This is a genomic window from Halomarina ordinaria (assembly GCF_030553305.1).
In the GTDB taxonomy this organism is placed as follows: Archaea; Halobacteriota; Halobacteria; order Halobacteriales; family Haloarculaceae; genus Halomarina; species Halomarina ordinaria.
The window spans coordinates 2,347,213-2,365,249 of record NZ_JARRAH010000001.1 but is presented as its reverse complement, the minus strand read 5'-3'; the positions used below and the strand labels follow the sequence as shown (position 1 = coordinate 2,365,249).

At 70.6% G+C, this 18,037-nt stretch carries 20 protein-coding genes; 8 read left to right on the top strand and 12 right to left on the bottom strand.

Annotation, left to right across the window (positions count from 1 at the left end; translation table 11 throughout):
- Positions 1 to 38: 38 nt before the first annotated feature.
- Positions 39 to 569, top strand: a complete 531-nt coding sequence (locus P1Y20_RS12715; protein WP_304449034.1) for an HPP family protein — start codon at positions 39 to 41, stop codon at positions 567 to 569.
- A 28-nt stretch (positions 570 to 597) separates the two neighbouring features.
- Here the strand turns inward: P1Y20_RS12715 and P1Y20_RS12710 are convergent, their stop codons facing one another.
- From P1Y20_RS12710 to alaS, 4 genes are all read right to left on the bottom strand, one after another.
- Complete coding sequence (locus P1Y20_RS12710) at positions 598 to 1,329, bottom strand: type 1 glutamine amidotransferase (protein WP_304449033.1); 732 nt, start codon at positions 1,327 to 1,329, stop codon at positions 598 to 600.
- Positions 1,330 to 1,452: 123 nt separating this feature from the next.
- Entirely contained in the window at positions 1,453 to 3,675 is a 2,223-nt protein-coding gene (locus P1Y20_RS12705) for a hypothetical protein (RefSeq protein WP_304449032.1), read from the bottom strand.
- A 285-nt stretch (positions 3,676 to 3,960) separates the two neighbouring features.
- Positions 3,961 to 4,722, bottom strand: coding sequence for an alpha/beta fold hydrolase (locus tag P1Y20_RS12700; protein WP_304449031.1), 762 nt, complete (start codon positions 4,720 to 4,722; stop codon positions 3,961 to 3,963).
- A 48-nt stretch (positions 4,723 to 4,770) separates the two neighbouring features.
- Positions 4,771 to 7,545, bottom strand: a complete 2,775-nt coding sequence (gene alaS, locus P1Y20_RS12695) for an alanine--tRNA ligase (protein WP_304449030.1) — start codon at positions 7,543 to 7,545, stop codon at positions 4,771 to 4,773.
- Between the two features lie 133 nt (positions 7,546 to 7,678).
- On the opposite strand from alaS, the gene P1Y20_RS12690 reads away from it, so the two are divergent.
- Entirely contained in the window at positions 7,679 to 8,179 is a 501-nt protein-coding gene (locus tag P1Y20_RS12690; protein ID WP_304449029.1) for a TspO/MBR family protein, read from the top strand.
- A 22-nt stretch (positions 8,180 to 8,201) separates the two neighbouring features.
- Here the strand turns inward: P1Y20_RS12690 and P1Y20_RS12685 are convergent, their stop codons facing one another.
- Positions 8,202 to 9,185, bottom strand: coding sequence for a replication factor C small subunit (locus P1Y20_RS12685; protein ID WP_304449028.1), 984 nt, complete (start codon positions 9,183 to 9,185; stop codon positions 8,202 to 8,204).
- Between the two features lie 107 nt (positions 9,186 to 9,292).
- Here P1Y20_RS12685 and P1Y20_RS12680 point away from each other — a divergent pair, with 107 nt between their 5' ends.
- The 3 genes from P1Y20_RS12680 to P1Y20_RS12670 are packed head-to-tail and all read left to right on the top strand — an operon-like array spanning position 9,293 to position 10,955.
- Positions 9,293 to 10,333: a bactofilin family protein gene (locus P1Y20_RS12680; protein WP_304449027.1), complete on the top strand. Its 1,041-nt coding sequence runs from the start codon at positions 9,293 to 9,295 to the stop codon at positions 10,331 to 10,333.
- A gap of 47 nt (positions 10,334 to 10,380) precedes the next feature.
- Positions 10,381 to 10,578 carry a ubiquitin-like small modifier protein SAMP2 gene (samp2, locus tag P1Y20_RS12675; protein WP_304449026.1) on the top strand — a complete coding sequence of 66 codons (198 nt, stop codon included), beginning with the start codon at positions 10,381 to 10,383 and terminating at the stop codon, positions 10,576 to 10,578.
- Complete coding sequence (locus P1Y20_RS12670; protein ID WP_304449025.1) at positions 10,575 to 10,955, top strand: GNAT family N-acetyltransferase; 381 nt, start codon at positions 10,575 to 10,577, stop codon at positions 10,953 to 10,955. The genes samp2 and P1Y20_RS12670 overlap by 4 nt, the downstream gene beginning before the upstream one ends.
- A gap of 116 nt (positions 10,956 to 11,071) precedes the next feature.
- Here P1Y20_RS12670 and P1Y20_RS12665 read toward each other — a convergent pair whose 3' ends face one another.
- The 4 genes from P1Y20_RS12665 to larB form a co-directional block, all read right to left on the bottom strand.
- The gene (locus tag P1Y20_RS12665) at positions 11,072 to 12,448 is read right to left on the bottom strand and encodes a phosphoglucomutase/phosphomannomutase family protein (RefSeq protein WP_304449024.1); all 1,377 of its coding nucleotides are present in this window, start codon (positions 12,446 to 12,448) and stop codon (positions 11,072 to 11,074) included.
- Between the two features lie 35 nt (positions 12,449 to 12,483).
- The gene (locus tag P1Y20_RS12660; protein WP_304449023.1) at positions 12,484 to 12,750 is read right to left on the bottom strand and encodes a GIY-YIG nuclease family protein; all 267 of its coding nucleotides are present in this window, start codon (positions 12,748 to 12,750) and stop codon (positions 12,484 to 12,486) included.
- A 57-nt stretch (positions 12,751 to 12,807) separates the two neighbouring features.
- The gene (locus P1Y20_RS18855; RefSeq protein WP_438359932.1) at positions 12,808 to 12,957 is read right to left on the bottom strand and encodes a DUF7563 family protein; all 150 of its coding nucleotides are present in this window, start codon (positions 12,955 to 12,957) and stop codon (positions 12,808 to 12,810) included.
- Positions 12,958 to 13,036: 79 nt separating this feature from the next.
- Complete coding sequence (gene larB / locus P1Y20_RS12655) at positions 13,037 to 13,822, bottom strand: nickel pincer cofactor biosynthesis protein LarB (protein ID WP_304449022.1); 786 nt, start codon at positions 13,820 to 13,822, stop codon at positions 13,037 to 13,039.
- A 176-nt stretch (positions 13,823 to 13,998) separates the two neighbouring features.
- Between larB and P1Y20_RS12650 the strand changes: the two genes are divergently transcribed.
- Positions 13,999 to 14,166, top strand: coding sequence for a DUF1931 domain-containing protein (locus P1Y20_RS12650; protein WP_304449021.1), 168 nt, complete (start codon positions 13,999 to 14,001; stop codon positions 14,164 to 14,166).
- A gap of 67 nt (positions 14,167 to 14,233) precedes the next feature.
- On the opposite strand, the gene rpiA is transcribed toward P1Y20_RS12650, so the two are convergent.
- On the bottom strand, positions 14,234 to 14,920 hold the full coding sequence (rpiA, locus tag P1Y20_RS12645) for a ribose-5-phosphate isomerase RpiA (RefSeq protein WP_304449020.1): 687 nt from the start codon (positions 14,918 to 14,920) through the stop codon (positions 14,234 to 14,236).
- A 168-nt stretch (positions 14,921 to 15,088) separates the two neighbouring features.
- Here rpiA and glmM point away from each other — a divergent pair, with 168 nt between their 5' ends.
- Positions 15,089 to 16,381: a phosphoglucosamine mutase gene (gene glmM / locus P1Y20_RS12640; protein ID WP_304449019.1), complete on the top strand. Its 1,293-nt coding sequence runs from the start codon at positions 15,089 to 15,091 to the stop codon at positions 16,379 to 16,381.
- A gap of 9 nt (positions 16,382 to 16,390) precedes the next feature.
- Here the strand turns inward: glmM and P1Y20_RS18850 are convergent, their stop codons facing one another.
- Positions 16,391 to 16,549 (bottom strand): DUF7563 family protein, encoded by a 159-nt coding sequence (locus tag P1Y20_RS18850; RefSeq protein WP_438359928.1) that lies wholly within the window; start codon positions 16,547 to 16,549, stop codon positions 16,391 to 16,393.
- Positions 16,550 to 16,744: 195 nt separating this feature from the next.
- Between P1Y20_RS18850 and P1Y20_RS12635 the strand changes: the two genes are divergently transcribed.
- Positions 16,745 to 17,632 carry a ketopantoate reductase family protein gene (locus P1Y20_RS12635; RefSeq protein ID WP_304449018.1) on the top strand — a complete coding sequence of 296 codons (888 nt, stop codon included), beginning with the start codon at positions 16,745 to 16,747 and terminating at the stop codon, positions 17,630 to 17,632.
- Positions 17,633 to 17,676: 44 nt separating this feature from the next.
- On the opposite strand, the gene P1Y20_RS12630 is transcribed toward P1Y20_RS12635, so the two are convergent.
- Positions 17,677 to 18,036, bottom strand: coding sequence for a NifU family protein (locus P1Y20_RS12630; RefSeq protein ID WP_304449017.1), 360 nt, complete (start codon positions 18,034 to 18,036; stop codon positions 17,677 to 17,679).
- Position 18,037 lies beyond the last annotated feature (1 nt).

Genomic DNA, 18,037 nt, shown 5'->3' with positions numbered 1-18,037 from the left:
CGGAGGTCGTTATGTGCGCGGCGGTCGCACGTCCGGCCGTGACCAGTCGACGCGTCGTCCAGTTCCGGGCCGGGGTGCGCGCGAGCGTCGTCGCAGCCGGTCTCCTGACGGTGCTCGGCGCGTTCGCGTGGGCGTCGGGACTGACCGGCCTGTTCCCGAGTCTCGGCCCCTCCGCGTACGTCCTCGCGGTCGAACCGGAGGCCGAGACCTCCGCGCCGAAACGCGTGGTCGGCAGCCACGCCGTCGGCGCCCTCGCGGGGTTCCTCGCCTACCACGCGGTCGCCGACGGGTTGACCGTCGTGCGCCCGCACGTCCCGTGGTCGGCGGCGTCGATGGCGCTCGCCGCGAGCGGCGTCCTCGCGCTCGCGATTACGGTGGTCGTGATGGAGGCGGCGGACCTCAGACACGCCCCGGCGTGCGCGACGACGCTCATCGTCGCGCTCGGCCTGCTCACGACCGCCACCCAGGCGGCCGTCATCGTCGTCGCCGTCGTGGTGCTGGTCGTCGCCCAGCGCCTCCTCTTTCGCGTCCAGTATCGCGCCGCGGCGTGGCTGTCGAGGGGCGACTGAACCCCACGGCGAGCGGCGACGCCGCCGGTCAGACCCGACCGTCCACGGTCGCGCTCGTCCCGTCGGCACGGACCGTGCGGACGTAGTCGGTGAAGTTCTCGAACAGTCGCTTCGCCTCGCACGCGCGGGCGTAGTTCTGGTCGGTGATGTCGTCGAGGACCCGTTCGATTCGCTCGTCGCCGAGGAAGGCCTTCCCGCGGGCCACCGCGCGGGCCATCTCCTGGTCGTACTCGGGGTGGAACTGTACCCCGAAGGCGTGACCGAGGCGGAAGGCGTGGATGCCGTAGTCGTTCTCCGCGAAGACCTCCGCGCCGGGCGGGAGCGTCGCCACGGTGTCACCGTGGGACGTGAAGACCGTGAACCGGTCCTCGAGACCGGCCAGCAGCGGTCCGTCGGCGGTCTGCGTGACCGTCCGGTAGCCGAGTTCGAAGTCGTCCATCGCCGCGACGTCACCGCCGAGCGCCCGGGCGAGGAGCTGGTGGCCGAAACAGACACCGAGAACCGGGAGACCGGCCGCGTGGGCGTCGTGGAGCCACGCGGCGGCGTCCGCTATCCACTGGTCGTCCCAGTACGCGGAGGCGCGCGACCCCGTGACGACGACGCCGTCGACGTCCTCGACGCCGACTGCGGGGGGGAGCTGTCCGTCGCTGACGACGTACTCGACGAGGTCGGCGTCGAGTTCGCGTCGGAAGTTTCGCGTCGTGCTGTCGCGTGTACCGTCGAGCGCCGCGTTGAGCAGCACGAGCCGCAACCGTGTCATGTCATCGGGGGTGCTAGGAGGGTCGTCGGTTTCTGCGTTGCGCTTGTGACAGTATGACGTACCGTTCGCCGGCGGCGCCGGTCGTCGAGTCCCGAAAAAAGGTCGCGTGGTTCGTCGACGGGGTCAGCCGTCGAGGTCGATCTCGAGCGTGGTGTGCTCGCCACCGTCGAGCGTGACCGTGTTGTGGTCCGCGAGCTCCTGCTCGTCGGCGCGGTCACGGTCGAACTCCTCGGTGCCGGCGGGCAGTTCGTAGCCCGCGAGCGTGAGGGTGACGTCCTCGCACTCCTCGTCGGCCACGACGTCCACCGTCAGGACGCCGCTGTCGGCGTCGTAGTGGTACGCGCCGTAGCTGACCGCGCACTCGCCGTGGTCGACGGTACGCGTGTCGTCACCGTGGGCGGTGCGGAACGTCCGGGTGAGGTCGCCGTCCTCGGTCATCGAGGCGGCCGAGATGAGCCGCCCCTGGGTGCCGTAGAACGCGTCGTCGGACTCGCCGAGGTCCTCGATGGCCTCACCGTAGGCGAGGTCGACCTGGTAGGCGTCCATCGGCTGTTCGGCACCGTCGTCGCCGTTGTTGGCGTCGTCGTCGGAGTCACCGTCGTCCGAGTCGTGGTCGTCGCCGTCACCGGCGTCACCGTCGTCGGAGTCGTGGTCGTCCGAGTCGTCCGAGTCGCCATCGTCGGAGTCGTGGTCGTCGCCGTCGTCCGAGTCACCGTCGTCGGCGTCACCGTCGTTCGGTTCGCCGAGGTCACAGTGGTCGGGGTTCGACGACTTCACGTCGACCTGTTCACCCTCGTAGTCGAGGGTTACGGTGGTCGGGCCGTCGTCGTTGGCCGGGACGGTGAAGAACTCCTGGGACTCACCGTCGACGGTCAGTTCGCCACCCTCGTCGGTCCCGTACAGCGAGTACGAGACGTCCACGGGTGCGGCGTTGTCGTTCGTGACACGGAACTGCGCGAGGCCGTCTTCACCGTCGGTGCAGATGGCCGTCAGCGTGATGTCCTCGGTGTCGACGTTCGGTTCACCGAGGTCACAGTCCTCCTCCGTGTTCGAGGCCTTCACGTCGACCTGTTCACCCTCGTACTCGAGGGTGACGGTCGCCGAGCCGTCGTCGCTCGTGTCGACCGTGAAGTACTCCTCCGAATCGGCGTCGACCGTCAGGTCGCCCGACTCGTCGCCGCCGTAGACGCTGTAGGAGACGTCGACGGCCGCGTCGTTCGCGTTGCTGACACGGAACTTCGCGAGGTCGTCCTCGCTGTCCGTGCAGATGGCGGTCAGTTCGATGTCCTCGGTGTCGACGTTCGGTTCACCGAGGTCACAGTCGTTCGGGTTCGATGCCTTCACGTCGATCTCCTCCCCCTCGTAGAGGAGTTTGACCGTCGTGGGACCGTCCTGGTTCTCCGGGACGGTGAAGTACGTCTGGTCGTTCGCGTCGGCCGTCAGCTCCGTCTTCTCGCTGGAGCCGGCGAGCTGGTACTCGACGTCGACCGCGACGTCGTTCGCGTTGTCCACGCGGAACTGCGCGAGGTCGTCCTCGCTATCGGTGCAGATAGCGACCAGGCCGAGGTCGTCGGCGTCGACGGCGTCGCCGTCGTCCGAGTCGTCGTCACAGTCGCCGGTGTTCGAGGCCTTCACGTCGACCTGCTCGCCGTCGACGAAGAGCCGAACCGTCACCGATTCACCGTCGGGAGCGTCCACCGTGAACGTCTCCTCCGAGTCGGCGTCGACCGTCAGGTCGCCCGCCTGGTCGCCACCGTAGACGTCGTAGGAGACGTTCACGGACTCGTCGTTCGGGTTGTCCACGCGGAACTCGGCCTCCCCGTCGTCGTTCGTACAGACCGGAACGAGGTTCGGAGCCTCGAGTTCGCCGTCGTCGCTGTCACCGTCGTCCGAGTCACACTCGTCGAGTTCACCGGGGACGATGTCGCCGACGGTGACGTCGAGCTGCGCGAGCAACTCGGCGCCGATGCTCGGGAGGTCGACGCCGGGCAGGGCGTACATCGTCACGTCCTCGCCCTCGGGGACGTCGACCGTCGCGTCGGAGTTCGCGTCGATCTCGACGGTCTCGACGTCGCCGTCACCGTCGACGTACGCGAGCGTCACGCCGAAGTCGTTCGTGTTCGTGACGGTGACCTCCGCGAGGTCGGCCTCCGCGTCGAGACACGCCACGACGTTCACGTTCGCGGCGACGTCCTCGAGCGACTCGCGCTCGTCGTCGTCGAGCACGTCGTCGAGGGCGCCGTTGCCGACAGCCTGCTGGTTCTGATTACCCAGCACGCCCGCCATCGCCACGGAGGACGAGAGGACGAGCATGAACGCGAACGCGACCGCGAGCACTCGCTTCACGCGAGCACCCCGCGTCGATACCGTACCGTGCCGCCGTCAAGCGGCTGGAGTCTACATACCATGCACCCCGACCCACACCGTATCGGATGTTAGTTATACATCACGTTAGAGACGTTCACGAGTTGCTACGAGAATTGCCGACGCGAGCCGTGAAAACCCACCGACGGAGCGTCATTATACGGAGACATTCAACGGTATAACACTGAGTTGAGCGGTGATACATCGAGTATAATCGACCCTTCAATCGCCTAAATCGTTCGTAGAGTCCGGACGAGAATTAGCAGCTCACCCCATCACGTCCTCGAAAAATCCCGCGAGCGCGTCGTTCGCGGGACGGGAGGCCTCGACGTGTGCGAGGTGCCGACCGGGGAGCGCGACGAACCGGGCGTCGGGGAGCGCGTCGGCGAGGCGCTCACCGGCGGCGGCGGGGACGACGGGGTCGGCCTCGCCGTGGAGGACGAGCGTCGGCACCCCCACCTCGTAGGGGGCGTCGCACGCGAAGGTCCGCATCGCGTCCGCCTGCGCCGCGCGCACGGGGGGCGGCGCGTCGTCCGTCTCGCGCCACGCCGCGATGCCCTCGACGACGTCCGACTGGGCGGCGCGGAACGCGTCGGTGAGACACGGCGCGAGCGCGTCCGGCCCGTCGCTGGTCATCGCGTCGAGGGCGTCGTCGTCGACGGCGTCTCCGGAGAGCGCCATCCCCAGGAGGGCGAGGGCGCGGACGCGGTCGTATCGACGCGCGTAGTCCAGTGCGACCATCCCGCCGAGTCCCGAGCCGACGAGCGCGACCCGCCGAGCGCCGTGGTCGCGCAGGACCGCCTCGAGGTCGTCCGCCAGCCGCTCGACGCGCACTGCGTCGGCCGTCCCGCCGGAACGACCCGTCCCCCGCGGGTCGGAGACGAGCGTCTCGAAGGGGCCGGCGAGGGCGGCGTGTTGCCACCCCCACTGCCACGCGCCGAAGCCGACGTCGTTCAGGAGCGCGACCGTCTCGCCGGCGCCCGCCGTCTCGTAGTGGAGGTCGACGCCGTCGCTGGTGGCGAAGGGCATGGGAGGACTCGTCCCGCGAAGGGGTTAGCTACTGCGGCGTCCCGGGCGTCAGGCGTTCAGTACCTGCCGGAGGACGTCGGGGGCGTCGTCCAGCGCGTCGTCCAGCGCGTCGACGTCGGGGCCGCCGCCCTGGGCGAAGTCCGCGGGGCCGCCGCCGCCGCCGCCGACGCGCCCGGCGAGTTCGCCGACCACCTCGCCGGCGTTGATGGGGACGCCGTCCGGGACGGCCACGACGAACTGGGCGCTGTCGCGGCCGCTGCCGATGACGGCCACCTTGCCCTCCTCGGCGATGGCGTTGGCGGTGGCGCGCAGTTCGCCCATGTCGGCGTCGAGGCGCTGGACGACGGCGGTCGTGTCGCCGACGTCGACCGCCTCGCCCTCGCTCGCCTCCGCGCGGACGACGGCGAGTTGCTCTTTGAGGTCCGCTATCTCCTTGCCGCGGGCCTTCCACTCCTCGAAGAAGCGCGCCGCCGTCTCGGGCACCTCCGTCGGCGAGACGTCGAGGACGGTCGCGGCCTCGGCGAGGGCGTCCTCGGTGCGCTGGGTGGCCTCGATGGCCGCGTCGCCCGCCGCGAAGACGATGCGCTCGACGCCGTCCTGGACGCGCTCGGTCGAGAGGACCTTGATGGCACCGACGTCACCCGTCCGCCCGACGTGCGTGCCGCCGCAGGCCTGCACGTCGGAGGCGACGTGGATGAGCCGGACGTTCGTTCCCGGCGGGATACCCCCCTGGTAGAGGTCGAAGCCGTACTTCTCCTCGGCCTCGTGACGGTCGGGCCACTCCTGCATGACGGGCGTGTTGTCCGTCACGATGGTGTTGGCGACCAGTTCTATCCGTCGTACCTGCTCGCGGGAGATGCGCTCGTAGTGCTGGACGTCGATGCGCGAACTGTCGACGCCCTTCTGGGCGCCCGCCTGCCGGATGTGCTCGCCGAGCACCTGCCGGGCGGCGTGGACGACGATGTGCGTCGCGGTGTGGTGCGCCATCAGGCGTCGCCGTCGGGTGGCGTCGATACGCCCGCGGACGAACTCGCCCTTCCCGAGCGGGGCGTCCGTCCGGTGGAGGATGACGCCGTCGCGGCGCTGGACGTCCTCCACCTCGGCCGTCTCGTCGTCGGTCGAGAGCGTCCCGTGGTCGGCCGGCTGACCCCCGCCCTCGGGGTAGAACATCGTCTGGTCGAGGACCACGTCGTAGGCGTCGCCGGCCTCGCGTTCGATGACGTCGAGGACGACTGCCTCGAAGTCGGTGCGGTCCTGGTCGTCGTAGTAGAGGCGCTCGGTCTCCGGCAGGTCGGCGACGCGTTCGTCGGCCTCGCTCGCGGCCGCGCCGCCGGCGTCCTCGCTCCCGTGGCGGGCGGCGACCTGCCCGTGGAAGTCCTCGGGGATGTCGACGGTCGCGCCGCGCTCGGCCGCTATCTCCTCGACCATGTCCGGCTGGATGCCGTGGGAGTCGTACAGTTCGACCACCTCGTCGAGCGGGATGGGGTCGTCGCGCTCGGCGTACTCGTCGGCCAGCTGGCGGACGCGGCGCCCCCCGCGGTCGAGCGTCTCGCGGTACTTCGCCACCTCGGTCCGGACGATGTCGCGGACGGTGTCGCGGTTGCGGTAGCCGAGGCGTTCGGCCTGCATGTCGACGAGTTCGTCGAGCGGCGCGTCGACGCCCACCTCGTCGACGAGGCGCTTCGTCCGCCGGAGGACCATCCGCACGAGGTAGCCCGAACCGACGCTGGAGGGGACGATGCCGTCGCCGAGCATGTACGCGAGCGTCCGGCAGTGGTCCGCGATGGCGTAGATGGTCTCCAGCGGCTCCATCAGCGCCGTCAGTTCCTCGGCATCGACGCCGAGTTCGTCGGCGATGCCCGCGCGGGCGCTCTCCATGTCCTCCGCCTCGTCGATGTCGAGGTTGCCCGCCAGTTTCGCGGCGTCGTGGACGAGGCGCTGTTCCTCCTCCGTGAGTTCGATGCCGGCGTTCTCCTTCAGGAACGAGATGGCGTCGGGGTAGACCGCCTCGTACACCGTCGGCGTCCCCTGGCTGACCCACGTCCAGCGTTCGAGGCCGTAGCCGGTGTCGACGATGTACGTGTCCATCTTCGAGTACCGGTTGCCGTCTTTCATCTCGTAGTCGCCGTCGGGGTCCTGCTCCATCGACATGAAGACGAGCGTCGCGAGTTCGACGCCGCGGTAGATGACCTCGATGGCCGGCCCGGCGTTCCCGCCGCCGACCCACGGGTCCTCGATGTAGGTGATGTCCTCGATGTCGGCGCCCATCGACTCGAAGAACTGGTCGCAGTAGCGCACCGTCTCGTCCTTCCAGTAGACCTCGCCGTGGTAGGCGTAGCCCTCGGCGTCCTCGCGGGTGTTGAACGCGTGGTGGGCCATCATCTCGAAGGCCATCGTGTGCCGGCCCGTCTTGCCGACGTTGTCGATGTCCTGCATCCGGATACACGGCTGGCTGATGCACAGCGGGTTGGCCGGCGGGGGGGTCTGCCCGCTGGTCACGAGCGGCTGGAAGTCGTAGATGGACGCCTGTGTCAGCAACACGTCGTCGCGCCAGCGGTTGGCCGCGACGGGGTAGGGGTCGATGCGCTCGTGGCCGTTCGCCTCGAAGAACGAGAGGAACGCCTCGCGCATCTCCTCGAGCGTGTACTCCTCGGCGAAGCCGGGCGCATCGATGAAGTCGTACTGCGCGCACGGCGGCTCGCCGCAGGTCTCGCGCTCGGGGTCGCGACTCCAGAAGTGGGCCCCGCAGGAGGAGCACTCGCCTCGCGTGAAGTCCTCCTCGTCGAAGTACGCAAGTTGGTACTCCTCGTCGAGTTCACTCATTGCACTCACGTTGGCCTACCACCGCCTAAAACCCTTCCGAACGAACGGATGAGCGACTCGAACCGCCGGGCGTGACGGTCGGTGCGTCGACGCCCGCCACACCGTTATGTCGCTCGCGCACGTTCCGGGAACCATGGAAGCCGTCTCCTCCCGTCGACTCCCCGACCTCCGGGCGCTCGCGGGGCTGGTCCTCGCCGTTCTCGCCTGCGAACTCGTCGGCATCACCGCCGCCGTGTTCACGCAGACGGGACTCAGCACGTGGTACGGAACGCTCACGCGTCCGGAACTCGCCCCGCCGAACTGGGTGTTCGGTCCCGTCTGGACGACGCTGTACGCGCTGATGGGCGTCGCCGTCTGGCTCGCCTGGCGCAACGGGACCGGGCGCGCTCGAACCGTCGCCGTCTCGCTGTTCGTCGTCCAGCTCGCGCTCAACTTCTCGTGGTCGTTCGTCTTCTTCGGCGCCCAGGAGATACTCGCCGCGCTCGCCGTCATCGTCGCCCTGCTCGTCGCCATCGTGGCGACCATGGCCGCGTTCTGGCGCGTCGACCGCCGTGCCGCGCCGCTGATGGTCCCCTACCTCGCGTGGGTCGCGTTCGCCACGTACCTGAACTACGGGTTCTGGACGCTGAACTGACCGCGCCCGGACCACCGAGCGCCTACGCCTCGTTCTCCAGCGCGATGCTCGCGAGCAGCGCCTCCAGCTGGACCTGCTCGTTCGCCCCGACGGTGATGCGGTAGTCGGCCTCGCCGATGCGGTCCATCACGCGCACCGCCTCGCGGTCCGAGAGGCCGAAGTCCCACACCGAGCGGTGGAGCTGGTCGATGACGTCGCCGCCGGCGATGCCCTCCTCGACGAGCAACGAGTCGAGTTGCGAACGGGCGGCGATGAAGTCGCCGTCGAGGGCCTTCCGGACCATCTCCTCGATGGCCTCCGGGCGGGCGGTCGAGGTGATGGCGAAGACCGCCTCCTCGTCGACGGTGTCGCCGACGACGCTCGCCGCCTGCAGGCCGTTGATGCCCTTGCGCATGTCGCCAGCGGCGGCGTACACCAGCGCGTCGAGGCCGTCGTCGGTCAGCTCGATGCCCTCCTCGTCGGCGATGGCGCGCAACTGGTCGGCGACGGCGTCGTCCGACAGCGGCGCGAACCGGAACACCGCACACCGCGACTGGATGGGGTCGATAATCTGACTGGAGTAGTTACACGAGAGGATGAAGCGCGTGTTGTTCGAGAACTGCTCCATCGTCCGGCGCAGCGCCGACTGGGCGTCGCTCGTCAGCGCGTCGGCCTCGTCGAGGAAGATGATGCGGTAGTCGTGCCCGCCGAACGACGAGCGTGCGAAGTTCTTGATGCGGTCGCGGACCACGTCGATGCCGCGCTCGTCGCTCGCGTTCAGCTCGAGGAAGTTCTCCCGCCAGTTCTCGCCGTAGAGTTCCTTCGCGATGGCCGTCGCGCTCGTCGTCTTCCCCACGCCCGCGGGGCCGGCGAACAGCAGGTGCGGCAGGTCGTCCTTCGCGATGTAGCTCTGCAGGCGACCGACGATGTCCTCCTGCCCGAACACCTCGTCGAGCGACTGGGGACGGTACTTCTCTATCCAGACCTCGCGCCCGCGCGCCCGCGGTTCGGCCTCGGCCTCGCTCATACCGAACACTGCTCCCCTCGTCACTTAACTACCGCGAGAGCGGCGGCTCACTCCATCGAGGATGGGTGACACATTCAATACCGTTGACACTCATAGGGCGACTCGTCATGGGTTCCAGCAGACAGGTTCGAACGGGGGCGGTGGTCGTCGCGCTCGTCGTACTCCTCGCGGCGCTCCCGGGGGTGGTCGCCGCCGAGACGCGAACCGGCGGGTCGGTCGTCGTCGGCGAGAACGAGGTGGTCGACGGCGACCTCGACGTCTTCGCCGGGTCGGTGGTGGTTCGCGGGACCGTCACGGGAGACGTCAACGCCTTCGGGGGGTCCGTCGACGTCGACGGCCGCGTGGACGGCGACGTGAACGCCTTCGGCGGGACGGTCGACGTCGGTCCCGAGGGGGTCGTCGGCGGGTCGCTGGAGGCCGCCGGCGGCGACGTCACCATCGCCGGACAGGTCGACGGCGACGCCACCGTCGGCGCCGAGACCGTCCGCCTGACCGACACCGCCGCCATCGGCGGCGACCTGGAGTACGACGGCACGCTCGAACGGAGCGAGGGAGCGACCGTCGACGGGACCGTCACGCAGAGCGATAGCGTGAGCGTCGAACCGGTGCCGGTCGACCCGCGCGTCGCCGACCTCGTCGGGACGGTGTACACGTTCCTCGCGTCGCTGCTGTTCGGCGCGCTCCTCCTGCTCGTCCTCCCGGGGTTCTCGCGACGGGTCGCGACGACGGCACTCGACGCGCCGCTACGCTCGGGGGGAGTCGGCCTCCTCGTCCTCTTCGCGGTGCCCCTCGTCCTCGTGCTGTTCGCCATCACCATCGTCGGCCTCCCCATCACGTTCCTCGGGGCGTTCCTGTTCGTCCTCGTCGCGTGGATGGGCAGCGTCTACGGGCGGGTCGCGGTCGGCGCGTGGCTGTTGCGGTTCGCCGACGTGCGCAACCGCTGGGCGGCGCTGGTCGTCGGCCTCCTCGTCGTCGGCGTCCTCACGCTCGTGCCGATACTCGGGGGGCTCGTCGAGTTCGTCGTCACGTTGCTGGGGCTCGGTGCGCTCGCGACGGTCCTCTATCGCGCTGCACGCGGGGGGAACGAGGGGCGCACGACCGCGACGGCCGCGAGCGACGAGGAGCCGGAACACCCGGGGACGGCCTGAGTGACGCCACTCGACAGGCTGAAACCGCCGCCGGCCGTCCTGCGGGCATGCGCGTGACCGTCGAGGTCGTCGGCGAGGCGACCCACACCGTCGAACTGGACGCGCCCACCTACGGCGACCTGCTCCGCGAGGTGGGACTGAACCACCACGAGGCGACGGCACTGGTCGACGGCCGGCCCGTCCCCGAGGACGCACCGGCCGACGCGGAGCGCGTGCGAGTCCTGCGGCTCATCAAGGGCGGGTGAGCGACGCGACAGTGGGCCGCGCCCGCCCGGACGAGGCGCTCGCGGTGCGTCGCGTCCTCGACGCGGCGCTCCTCGACGTCGACGACCTCGACGACGCCATCCGACGAGGGGCCGTGTTCGTCGCCCGACGCAAGGACCGCGTGGTCGGGGCGCTGGTGCTCGACGACGAGCACGTGACCGCCGTGGCGGTGCGGCGACGACGACGAGCGCGGGGCGTCGGGACGGCCCTGGTCGAGCGGGCGCTCTCGGAGCGCGGACGGCTCACCGCCGACTTCCGCGAGGCGGTCCGCCCCTTCTACGCGTCGCTCGGCTTCACCATCGAGGAACGCGAGGACGGACGGCTGTGGGGCCGACTGGACGAGTCGGCGAGGGATTGACAGGCGACACGGCCGGTGGAACACGGGCCGGCGTGTCGCGCTCCCGCGGACGGCCCGTGGCGGTGCTCAGCGCACGGGGTCGCTGGCCGCGTCCCGGTACAAGAAGGTTCGTCGCCTCAGACCCGCGGTTCGACGAGGTCGCTCCCCGCGGCGAGCAGTTCCTCGACGCGTTCTGCGGAGTCGGCCTCGGCGTACACTCGGAGTTTGGGTTCGGTCCCGCTGGGTCGGACGAGCAGCCACGTCCCGTCCTCGAGGAAGACCTTGAAGCCGTCGGCGGTGCCCACGTCGGCGACGGCGACGCCCGCGATGGTCTCCGGCAGGTCACCGTCGAGGGAGTCGAGGACGGCCGCCTTCCGGTCGTCGGGACAGGTGACGCTCACCCGTCCCTGGTGAATCTCGCCGAACTCGGCCTCGATGTCGTCGGCGCGCTCGTCGAGCGGGCGCTCGGCGTGGGCGGCCGCGAGCACGAGCGCCAGGAGGACGCCGTCCTTGTTACGGAGGTGGGCGGTGATGCCGAAGCCGCCGGACTCCTCGCCGCCGACGAGCGCGTCGTGCTCGCGCATCCCCTCCGCGACCCACTTGAAGCCGACGGGCACCTCGACGGCTCGCTCGCCGTGCGCCTCGGCGATGCGGTCGATGACGGACGTCGTCGAGACGGTGCGGACCGCCCCTCCGGTACCGGAGTCGAGCAGGTAGTCGTAGAGGACGGCGTAGAGGAGGTTCGGGTCGAGGGAGCCCCGTTCCGGCGTGATGACCCCGAGACGGTCGGCGTCGCCGTCGTTGGCGAACCCGAGGTCGGCGTCGCCCTCGGTCACGCGCGCGACGAGGTCGCCCAGGCGCTCGGCGGTCGGTTCGGGCGACTCGCCCCCGAAGGTCGGGTCGCGGTCGGTCCGCAGGCGCTCGACGCTCGCGCCCGCCGCCGCGAGCAGGTCGTCGGTGACGCCGCGGCCGCTGCCGTGCATGGCGTCGTAGGCGATGCGAAGCCCGTCGAGGTCGGGGTCGGCCGCGAAGTCGACCGCGTGCTGGCAGTAGGCGGCCGTGAACGTGTCCTCGCGCACCGTCCCGCGGTCGGCCTCGGGGAGCGCCGTCGGCTCCGCGAGCCGGTCTTCGAGGTCGTCGGTCACCTCCGGGAGGGCGGGAGCACCCCCGGGCGGGAGGAACTTCACGCCGTTGTACTCCGGCGGGTTGTGACTCGCCGTCACCATCAACCCGCCCGCGAGGCCGCGGTCCCGGACGGTCCACGCGAGCACCGGCGTCGGGCAGTCGCGCTCGCTGACGAGCACCTCGAAGCCGTTGTCCGCGAGCACCTCGGCGAGGGCGTCCGCGAACCCGCGGGAGGTGTCGCGGGCGTCGTAGCCGACGGCGACCGCGCCCGGGTCGCCCGCGGCGCGCAGGTGGTCGGCGACGGCCTGACCGACCATCCGGACGCGAGGTTCGGTGAAGGTGTCGAGCGTCGCCCGCCAGCCGTCGGTCCCGAACGAGATGTGCTCCATACGTTCCGGAGCGACGGCGGAGGGTAAAAAACCAGTTACCCCGTCGGTCGGTCGTCGTCGCAGAGGCGTTCCTTCCCCCGTCGCGAGAGCTGTTTCACCTCGTACTCGCGGGCCATCGCGGCCGACCGACTCCCGTAGGACTCGACGTGGACGACCGAGAGCGGCCCGCGACCGCGGGTGTACTTCGCGCCCGTTCCCGAGCGGTGCTCGCGCAGGCGGCGCTCGACGTCGGTGGTGTAGCCGGTGTAGAGCGTGTCGTCGCCGCAGCGCAGGACGTAGACGTAGTGAGTGTCAGTCGGCACGGGTCGGAAGTGGGCTTCGCGTGGTGGTTGACACCACGGTTCGATGGACGTTCGCCATCACGCGTTGTTTGCGCGATCTCGTGAGACTTCAGCTATACCGGCGTTCGCCGAACAACTCGGACAGGCGAGAAGCCGTCCGTACTCGTCGGCGAACACCCGCGCGAAGCGCTCCGAGACATGCGCGTCACAGTGGTCGCACTTGGCCATTACTGCCAGCATGTTACTGCCGGCGTTCCCCCTTACTCGGTAGACCGTCATATACCCTCGCTCTCCTCTCAGGGAATCGTCATACTCGGTCGCCCTCGTCGCCACGCCGCGCGCCGTCGAGCGCCCGCGCGACGAGCGTCGCCTGGACGCCCGCCGCGAACCCCGCGTCCACGTTGACGACGGTGACGGGGGCACACGACTGGAGCATCCCCGCGAGCGCCGCCTCGCCCGCCCCGCCGTGGCCGTAACCCGTCGAGACGGGGAGCCCGACGATGGGTACGTCGACGAGGCCGGCGAGTACCGTCGGCAGCGCCCCTTCCCGCCCCGCAGCCACTATCAGGAGGTCCTGTTCGCGCAGCGTCGCCAACTGGTCGAACAGGCGCACCAGCCCCGCGACGCCCACGTCGTCGACCCGGGTCACGCCGACGCCGGCCTCCCGGAGGACCGTCGCCGCCTCGCCCGCCGGGACGGCGTCGGAGGTACCGGCCGTGACGACGCCCACGCGCGCGTCGAGCGAGGGGCACTCGTAGTCGGCGGCGTGGACGACGACGGTCCCGACCCGCGTGTCGGCGTCGACGCTCGCGTCCGGTCGCGTCGCGTCGAAGTGGGTCCGAACCGCCTCGACGTCCCGCTCGTCGGCGCGGGTGACGAGCGCGTGACCGGTCGTCTCGACGGCCGTCGCGGCGAGGTCCGCGACCTCCTCCGGGGTCTTGCCCGGCGCCAGGATGCCCTCCGGGACGCCCGCCCGTCGCTCGCGGGCGGCGTCGAACCGCCCGGCCTCGCTGGTCGCGTACCCGGCGAGGCGCGCCTCCGCCGCCGCCGGCGAGAGGTCGCCGGCCGCCACCGCCTCCAGTAGTTCGCGCATACGGGCGTCTGCGCGCCCGAGCCTCACGTACCCATCGAAAGCCGGGGACTTACCTCACGTCACCCGGCTGACGGACTTTCTCTCATCAATCTATCGGCCTGAAAAGCCCGCAGACCGGGTCGAGAGGGCCCAATATTGAGAAAGTTTATAAAGTATCTCCGAGAACGGGCGCTTGCATGGCAGACCTAATCGTCAAAGCGGCTGTCAAGGACGCGCTCAACGACATGAACGTAGCGTCGGACTTCTACGACGCACTGGACTCGGAAGTCCAGGAACTGCTCGAGGACGCGGCCCGCCGCGCCTCCGAGAACGACCGCAAGACCGTCCAGCCCCGCGACCTGTAGAGCGGAGCTACCTCGCGTTCCTCGATTTTTCCCGACGGCGAGCGACGACCACGAGCCGTCGGCTCGCTCACCGGAACCGCTCGACGTCGACGCCCGTCGCCGTCCCGACGTGAACCTCGTCCGCGAGGCCGACGAACAGGCCGTGCTCGACGACGCCGGGGAGCGGCGAGAGGGTCGCCGCGAGCGTGGCCGGGTCCGCGACGGTCCCGAAGTCGCAGTCGAGGACGAGGTTGCCGTTGTCGGTGACGACGGGACCGTCCTTGTGGACGGCGGCCCGGAGCGTCGGGTCGCCCCCTTCCTCGCGCAGACGCGCCTCGACCGTCGGGACGGCGTCGGGGAGCACCTCGACGGGGACCGGGTGCGAGAGCGCGTCGGCGCGCTTGCTCTCGTCGGCGACGACGACGAACCGCTCGGCGCTCGAATCGACCACCTTCTCGCGGGCGTGGGCCGCCCCGCCGCCCTTCACGAGGTCACCGTCGGCGACCTGGTCGGCGCCGTCGATGGCGACGGTGGGCGTCGCGTCCTCGAGCGTCACCAGCGGGATGCCGACCTCTCGCGCGAGCGCGCGCGACTGGTAGGAGGTGGGTATCCCCCGTATCGAGAGCCCCTCCGCCACCCGGTCGCCGAGGGCGCGAATCGCGTACGCGGTCGTACTCCCCGTGCCGAGGCCGACCACCGTCCCGTCCTCGACGAGGGCGGCCGCCGACTCGCCGGCGCGGCGCTTCGCCCCGTCGTTCCCGGACGTCGACTTCATGCGCGGCGCTTCGCCGAGCGGGGACAAAAATCGGTCCATCGCGTCCCTCGCCCCGGTTCGGGACCGACGGACACCCGACTGGCCACCAACCGACACTCGATAGACACCCGACCACCGCCCCGTCCGTCGGTCGCAGTAGCTATGGTGTCGGTCGCTGTCTCGTGAGGTATGTTCGGCACCAGCGGTATCCGCGGACCGGTCGGTGACGTCGTGACGGCGGACCTCGCGCTCGCCGTGGGGCGGGCAGTGGGCGTCGACGCCGACCGCGTTGTCGTCGGGCGCGACCCGCGCGAGAGCGGTCGCCTGCTCGTCGACGCCCTCGCCGCCGGGGCCCGCGAGGTCGGCACCGACGTCGTCGACCTCGGCCCCGCGGCGACCCCCACCGTCGCCCGGGGCGTCGAGTGGTACGACGCCGACGCGGGCGTCTCCGTCACCGCGAGTCACAACCCGGCCGAGGACAACGGCATCAAACTCTGGCGTCCCGACGGCCGGGCGTTCGGCGAGCGCCGCCGGGCGACCGTCGAGGGACGGGTCCGCGAGGACGCGTTCGACCTGCGGGCGTGGGACGCCCAGGGGGACCGCGAGCGCGTCACCGACGCCGACGCGCGCCACGTCGAGGCGCTCGTCGAGGGGCGGTCGCTCCCGGACCCGCCCTCGGTCGTCGTCGACCTCGGGAACGGGGCGGGCCGGGTGAGCGTCGAGGCCCTGCTCGAACTCGGCTGTTCGGTCGAGACGCTCAACGCACAGCCCGACGGGCGCTTCCCCGGCCGGCCGAGCGAACCGAACGAGGAGACGCTCTCGTCGCTCTGCGCGCTCGTCGGCACGACCGACGCCGACCTCGGCATCGCCCACGACGGCGACGCCGACCGGATGATGGCCGTCGACGGGAGGGGGGAGTTCGTCCCGAAGGACGCCCTCCTCGCGCTGCTCGCCGCCGAGAGCGCCGCACCCGGCGAGCGCGTCGCCGTCCCCGTCGACACGAGCCTCGCCGTCGAGGACTACCTCGCCGAGCGCGACGTGGGCGTCGAGCGAACCCCGGTCGGCGACGTCTACGTCGCCGAGGCACTCGGCGGCGACGTCACCTTCGGCGGCGAACCGAGCGGGGCGTGGATCTGGCCCGACCAGACGCTCTGCCCGGACGGCCCGCAGGCGGCGGTCGAACTGGTCGCACTCGCCGCCGAGCGCCCGCTCGAAGCACGCGTCGGCGACATCCCGAACTACCCCATCCGGCGGACGAGCGTCGAGGTGGACGACAAGGAGCGGACGATGGCCGCGATTCGGGAGACGGTCGAGGCGCGCTACGACGACGTGACGACGCTCGACGGCGTCCGCGTCGACCTCGGGGACGCCTGGTTCCTCGTGCGCGCCAGCGGGACGCAGCCGCTGGTCCGCGTCACCGCCGAGGCCCGGGAGGAAGAACGAACGCGCGCCGCGTTCGAGGAAGCGACCGAGTTGTTGTAGTACGACGCCTCAGACCCGTCGAGTCGAGCGCGCCTCGCGTACGCCCGCGCCGTCGCGGATCTTGTCCTCACAGTTGGGGCAGACCCGCGGGCTCTCGACATCGTCCGGCGTGAAGACTCGTGCGTACGCTGTCGTCACGAAAGAACCGCAGTTCTGGCATTCCGGCATACGGAGCGGTGTACGCGGGCGACCACCATAACGATGGGTGTCCCAGCAACGACCAGCGCTCGAATCCGGTGAGTAGGGGCCCGAGCGCGCGATCGTGGTCTCACAGAAAGGTCGGGAGTGTCCAGAACGACCGTGAGAGACACGCTGCCCGGAATCGAGCGGTGGGCTGAAGTCGCCATCTCGGGTAGGAGAACCATGGACGTCGTCGTGTTCGGGGCCGGCAGTCTCGGGAGCCTCGTCGGTGGCCTGCTCGCGCGCGAACACGACGTCACGCTCGTCGGGCGCGCCGCACACGTCGAGCGCGTCCGGGCGTCGGGCCTGCGAATCGAGGGCGAGGTCGAGGCGACCGTCCACCCCGCCGCGCGGACGACGCTCCCGGCCCGCGCGGACCTCGCGCTCGTCACCGTGAAGTCGTTCGACACGGAGCGCGCCGCACGCGCGCTCGCTCGGTGCGACGTGCCGACGGTCCTCTCGCTCCAGAACGGCCTCGACAACGAGGCGACCCTCGCGGCCCACCTCGACGGGAGGACGGTGCTCGCGGGGACCTGCACCTACGGCGCGCGCCTGCTCGGCCCCGGCCGGGTCGCCTGTACGGGCGTCGGCGAGGTGGCGCTCGGCGCGCGCGAGGGCGGACCCTCGGTCGCCGCCGACCGGACGGGTCGGGCGTTCGAGCGGGCGGGGGTCGAGCACGTCGTCGCCGAGGACATGCCCCGGCGCGTGTGGGAAAAACTCGCCGTCAACGCCGGCGTCAATGCCGCGACGGCGCTCGCGCGCGTCCCGAACGGCGCGCTCTCCGACCCGCCCGGTCGCGACGTGGCGCACGCGGCCGCCCGAGAGGTCGCCCAGTCGGCCCGAGGCGAGGGCATCGACCTCACCGAGGCGCGGGCCGTCGCGAGCGTCGACCGTGTCGTCCGTGCGACGGCCTCGAACCGCTCCTCGATGCTTCAGGACGTCGAGCGAGGGACGCGAACGGAAATCGACGCCATCAACGGCCGAATCGCGGGACCCGACGCGCCGGTGAACGCGACGCTCGCGGCTCTCGTCCGGACCTGGGAGGACGCGGAAGGACTGCGGGAGTCGTAGCGTCGCCACTCGGTGGCGGGTCGAAAATCGGAGGAAGTGCGCGCTCAGAAGGGGGCCTGTGGGCCTTCGTCGTCGTCGCTGTCGAGGTCGCCGCCGCGGGTCTCGCCGGGGAACGACGGCGACATCCCGCCACCGCCGCCACCCATGCCGGTGTCGGCGTGGACCTGCGTGATCTCGGGTATCTCCTTGGTCATGCGGGTCTTGATGGCCTGGATGGTCATCGGCGAGATGCCACAGCCACTGCAGGCGCCGCCCAGCTGGAGCGAGACGGACCCCGACTCCACGTCGAGGTTCGTGATGGCCGCACTCCCGCCGTGCATCTGAATCTGCGGGAAGTTGCGCCGCAGGAAGTTCGTCACTTCCTCGCGCAGGTCGTCCTCGGTCTTGGCGGATTCCGTACTCATA

Bases quoted from the DNA above. Each gene is read 5' to 3' on its own strand.
- P1Y20_RS18855 (WP_438359932.1), bottom strand. From the start codon at position 12,957: ATGGCCAAGTGCGACCACTGTGACGCGCATGTCTCGGAGCGCTTCGCG.
- P1Y20_RS12680 (WP_304449027.1), top strand. From the start codon at position 9,293: ATGGGTTCCAGCAGACAGGTTCGAACGGGGGCGGTGGTCGTCGCGCTC.
- P1Y20_RS12700 (WP_304449031.1), bottom strand. From the start codon at position 4,722: ATGCCCTTCGCCACCAGCGACGGCGTCGACCTCCACTACGAGACGGCG.
- P1Y20_RS12630 (WP_304449017.1), bottom strand. From the start codon at position 18,036: ATGAGTACGGAATCCGCCAAGACCGAGGACGACCTGCGCGAGGAAGTG.
- P1Y20_RS12635 (WP_304449018.1), top strand. From the start codon at position 16,745: ATGGACGTCGTCGTGTTCGGGGCCGGCAGTCTCGGGAGCCTCGTCGGT.
- larB (WP_304449022.1), bottom strand. From the start codon at position 13,822: ATGCGCGAACTACTGGAGGCGGTGGCGGCCGGCGACCTCTCGCCGGCG.
- P1Y20_RS12650 (WP_304449021.1), top strand. From the start codon at position 13,999: ATGGCAGACCTAATCGTCAAAGCGGCTGTCAAGGACGCGCTCAACGAC.
- rpiA (WP_304449020.1), bottom strand. From the start codon at position 14,920: ATGAAGTCGACGTCCGGGAACGACGGGGCGAAGCGCCGCGCCGGCGAG.
- P1Y20_RS12710 (WP_304449033.1), bottom strand. From the start codon at position 1,329: ATGACACGGTTGCGGCTCGTGCTGCTCAACGCGGCGCTCGACGGTACA.
- glmM (WP_304449019.1), top strand. From the start codon at position 15,089: ATGTTCGGCACCAGCGGTATCCGCGGACCGGTCGGTGACGTCGTGACG.
- samp2 (WP_304449026.1), top strand. From the start codon at position 10,381: ATGCGCGTGACCGTCGAGGTCGTCGGCGAGGCGACCCACACCGTCGAA.
- P1Y20_RS18850 (WP_438359928.1), bottom strand. From the start codon at position 16,549: ATGCCGGAATGCCAGAACTGCGGTTCTTTCGTGACGACAGCGTACGCA.
- P1Y20_RS12665 (WP_304449024.1), bottom strand. From the start codon at position 12,448: ATGGAGCACATCTCGTTCGGGACCGACGGCTGGCGGGCGACGCTCGAC.
- P1Y20_RS12690 (WP_304449029.1), top strand. From the start codon at position 7,679: ATGGAAGCCGTCTCCTCCCGTCGACTCCCCGACCTCCGGGCGCTCGCG.
- alaS (WP_304449030.1), bottom strand. From the start codon at position 7,545: ATGAGTGAACTCGACGAGGAGTACCAACTTGCGTACTTCGACGAGGAG.
- P1Y20_RS12685 (WP_304449028.1), bottom strand. From the start codon at position 9,185: ATGAGCGAGGCCGAGGCCGAACCGCGGGCGCGCGGGCGCGAGGTCTGG.